This window comes from Streptodolium elevatio, assembly GCF_053592165.1.
Genome location: NZ_JBSFVE010000065.1, coordinates 1 through 3,956 on the forward strand (window position 1 = coordinate 1; position 3,956 = coordinate 3,956).

Genomic DNA, 3,956 nt, shown 5'->3' on the forward strand with positions numbered 1-3,956 from the left:
TATTATGCGTTCATATCATCAAGAAATGTGTTGCCAAGATATTTAAAGTTATAAACATTTCGGACTGAGTTGTTTCGTTTATACTCTACCGCTCGCGTTATTCTGGTACCGTTTGACGCTACTAAACAATCGGCGTCTTTGTAAACATCATACTGCGCAATACGTAACAACTCATCAGCTTTATGGTAGACCGCATTAGATTCATCAGCCAATGACTTGAGTTCTGCCATTAGCTTAGCGCCCTTAATATTCAACTCATCTTGTAACTTATCGGCAGCCTTTTCAATATCTGAGACCAATTGATTATAATCATCTTTGGTCACTAATGGAGTGCTTTCCAATTTGTCTAACTGTTTTTGATACAATTCAATAGCGTGTTGTGATGTCCATATATCCCCCTTTGCTTTATCATAAGCTACTAAGTCAGCGATCTCCTCGGCTTTGATTAATTCATCATTAGCGATTTTTAAGGCTCTTTCCGCTTTTTCTTTATTATTTTTAAACTTCTCAATTTCCAATAAATTACCGTCCTTTTGATTGATAAGTTCTGCTTCAATTTCTTCAAATGTTTTCATTGTGGTTTCTCCTGTATTTATTTGTTAGTAAATATATATTATAATCGGAACTACAGATAAAACCTGTAACTCCTTTTGTTCATTACGTTAATTGCGCTTTTTATAAATGAGTTAAAACAACTGATTTTGTTGGAGACCTTGCTCGCATTTTTACTCCTTTCTTATTCTTCTAATTCAAATCAGTAAATTCATTTTGTCGGACAGCGTACTTTTTTCATGTTTTTATTTCCTCTGATAAATTCCTAGCGAAGTAGGAAAAGTACGGTAACACGGTAACAACACTCTACAAATAGCTTAACCATGCGGTTTAAGTTGTTACCGCTAACGGTAACATGTTACCGAAGTACGGTATCACTTTCGCTTTTTCTTACGTAAATAACCCTTAGTGACCTTTTTTTGTTTATCATCGTCCCAATGAAATAGCCGTCTAAAAAGCTCATATTCCTCGGCTCGGTGTAAATCAATCGCTCTGTTAAAGCCTGCTGTATGAGGTCTTTTACTTGTTTTTTCCCATTCCTTTTTAATGTGGTCGGGTAATTTAAGCTCAAACTCTCGCTTAGTAAAGGGCTTCACTCCCTCATCTTCACACCATGCACGATATAAGGCGCTTATAAAGGTGGTCGGTAGAAAATCACTGACGAACTCCTCAAACATATCATTTACAAACGCCAGCACGTTATCATTAGAAATTTTAAAGTCATTTAATAGCCCTTGTGTGGCTTTTGGTTCATCAAACTTATCAAAGTTAAGTGATAAGGCGATTTTAAGGACATACTCTAAAACGTCTTTGCGTTTAATATAATCATCCTTTATTTTCCAATCGTCATTATCTGACGTGAAAGACTTGTTAAAGGGAACAATAAGCAAACGCCTATAAGTTCCATTTGACTTATTTCTAAACTTCGGTAAAAAGTTAGTGGACTGAATGACTAATTTATTAAAGACGGCTAGTGTCGGTTGTTTTCCTTTCGCTTCAATCGGTACTGGGTCGCCAGTAACCACAGAAAAGTAATTCCCTGCATTGTCTAAGTAGCTGACTTGGCTGTCATCTCCAATAATGCAAGTCTTCCCAACGACTTGGGAAAGAGAAAAACGTTCAGAAAACTGTTCAGCTTTGACACTTGCGACGTTCTCACGTCCGATTAAGTTCATGATGAGACTTTGAAAAGTCCCTTTGCCGTCGTTCCCCTTACCGACTAGCCAAACGCCTTTGCGATAGGAGTAGTTGCCGTTGGTACTTGCGGAAATAATCTGCCATAAAAGGCTAACGAGTTCTTTATCTCCACTCATTAAATCATTGAGCCAGTCGTCTACGTTCCAACCGTTAATATTGGGTACTTTTGCCTTGTCATTGTACTTGGTCGCAATGGTTGACGTAAAGACGTATTTAGGACTGAATGGCTCTAAATTTTGCGTTTTCTTATTGAAAATGCCGTTCGCTACTGGGATTAAATGAGCTTCTGCGGTTTGTTGTTTAACCTCTGATAAGGTTTCAAGTTTAAAGAGAACCTCTTTTGACCGTGCCTGACTATAAGACGGTTCTAGCCAATAAATGAGCCGATGAAAGAAGTTCTCATTCGTTTCATATATTCCTAGTTCAGGGTTATAAACGCCTAACAGTCCGCTTTGGTGGTCTAATTTGATGACTTTTAGCGTTTTATAGATGATTCTAGCCGTATCTAAGGGACTTAGTGACTTGGGTGCGTTGCCGTCTTCCTTAGGTGTGCTTAAAAATAAGTTACGGTGTTCAAAGAATAGTTTTTTAACCGCTCTAAGCGTTTGAGTATGTGCTTTGACATAGTCAGGGCTATTGATGATTTCTTTTTCTTGTTCCAGCCAGTCTTTTAAGCATTCCTGATAACCTGCGATATTGATGACTTTTTTGCCGTCTTCGCCATAATCTGTGAAGTTCTCTATTGTAGGTTTTGGACTTCTTACGTTTTCCTGTGGTGTTTCTGCCACAAGTTTTTCTAATTGGTCTGTCATGACTTCCTTTCTATTTCATCTTGAATACACTTTTCCAAATAGTTGCCAGCTCGTCATCAGGTAAGGGCGGACTGGTTCGATTGTTAAAGGTTCGCAATAAGTCCATACAGCTATTATTATCAATACCAATCTTTCTCCAATAGTGGAGAATACGATTTGTATCGTTGTTTCGGTTGCCTTTTCTTGCGCCTTGGTTGAATAGCTCCCACATTTCAGCGCCATAAGTTCGGCTACTTGTGCCAGTTGTTGCGCGTGCCTGTGGTCGTTGTATCATTTCAAGTAACCAATCAGGACAATCGCAAAGACTATCGAAAGTTAAAGGCTCGTTAGTTTCTGTATCATTCAAAGGGATATAATCGCCGTCTGTACGTTTGCTTGGGTAGATTGGGGTAAAGTGTGTTTTTATCTCCACGCCGTCCGCTAGTTCACTGACAAGCGGACTATTAAAAATTGTTTTAGGAACTTTAAAGAAAACGTGCAAGCCGTTGCCTGTGGGTGTCTTTTCAACATAGGTACTTAATATTTCGCCCTCGCTGTGTTCATTCCACAAGCGACTGAAAACATTCCGTCCATTCTGTCCGTTTTGGTGCTGGTCTAAGTCAATACAAATCAAACCGCTGTTTCTAAGATTAATCATGATATTGCGGTTCGGTATTTCATCAAACCACGCGCTCACTGTGATTTCGTCAAGTGTTCCGCTTGAAGTCCCCTTTATAATTGCCCTTTCACTTTTCCCAAGAGGAAAACCAGCGATAACAGAAAAACCGCGATTAATACAGTTTAGGGCTTGTTCTTTGGGTGTCAATGGTCAACCTCCAGTCTATACTCACATTCATCGCAAATTTGTCGCTCTTGATAGGGAATGACTTCATTTTCTTTTAGAGGTTTACCACATAAATAACAATTCACTTTGTTAGTCCTCCTTAAAAAGTTGGTCAATCCAATCAAGTTCCGCAAGGGTGTAGCCGTTGACTGCGTTATTAATCGCTATGCCTGTGCGTTGTTTCTTGATAATGCCAGCCCTGCGCTCGTCTTCATTAGTTGGGATAAAATAGCCGTTATCAATCGAACCAATGGCGCAACCTTGCTTGTGTAGGTACTCAATTCTGCTTTGAAGTGTTCTAAAATCAATATCAAGCGCTTGTGCTAAAATCTTGCCTTTAACAGCTCGTTCAATTCCTCTATGTTCAGAAAGAAATTTAATGATATTTTGGTCAATTGTTTGTAATTCGCTTAATTTCATTTTTTATTTTCCTTTATCTGTAATTTTATGATAGCCAGTTGCTTGCCTAAAATCGGCACTGATTGCGTGCATAAGTTGCTTTTCACTCCGCTGGGTAAGATTATGCCTGTACTTGCTTCAAACTGCTGTACGAGGTCGTATTTGACCGCTCG

4 protein-coding genes are annotated in these 3,956 nt (G+C 38.9%); all 4 read right to left on the reverse strand.

Annotated elements, in window-relative coordinates:
* Positions 1-2 precede the first annotated feature (2 nt).
* The 4 genes from ACWD12_RS40850 to ACWD12_RS40865 all read right to left on the reverse strand — a co-directional run bounded on the left by ACWD12_RS40850 (position 3) and on the right by ACWD12_RS40865 (position 3,804).
* Entirely contained in the window at positions 3-575 is a 573-nt protein-coding gene (locus ACWD12_RS40850; protein WP_312258059.1) for a hypothetical protein, read from the reverse strand.
* Positions 576-926: 351 nt separating this feature from the next.
* Positions 927-2,561, reverse strand: a complete 1,635-nt coding sequence (locus ACWD12_RS40855) for a phage/plasmid primase, P4 family (protein ID WP_450103934.1) — start codon at positions 2,559-2,561, stop codon at positions 927-929.
* 10 nt (positions 2,562-2,571) lie between these two features.
* Complete coding sequence (locus ACWD12_RS40860) at positions 2,572-3,366, reverse strand: bifunctional DNA primase/polymerase (RefSeq protein ID WP_450103935.1); 795 nt, start codon at positions 3,364-3,366, stop codon at positions 2,572-2,574.
* A 108-nt stretch (positions 3,367-3,474) separates the two neighbouring features.
* A complete protein-coding gene (locus ACWD12_RS40865; RefSeq protein ID WP_312257954.1) occupies positions 3,475-3,804 on the reverse strand; it encodes a hypothetical protein in 330 nt (109 codons plus the stop codon).
* Positions 3,805-3,956: the final 152 nt, after the last annotated feature.

What these genes read in the sequence shown, in the direction of transcription:
- ACWD12_RS40850 (WP_312258059.1), bottom strand. Translation starts at nt 575, where the DNA reads ATGAAAACATTTGAAGAAATTGAAGCAGAACTTATCAATCAAAAGGAC.
- ACWD12_RS40855 (WP_450103934.1), bottom strand. Translation starts at nt 2,561, where the DNA reads ATGACAGACCAATTAGAAAAACTTGTGGCAGAAACACCACAGGAAAAC.
- ACWD12_RS40865 (WP_312257954.1), bottom strand. Translation starts at nt 3,804, where the DNA reads ATGAAATTAAGCGAATTACAAACAATTGACCAAAATATCATTAAATTT.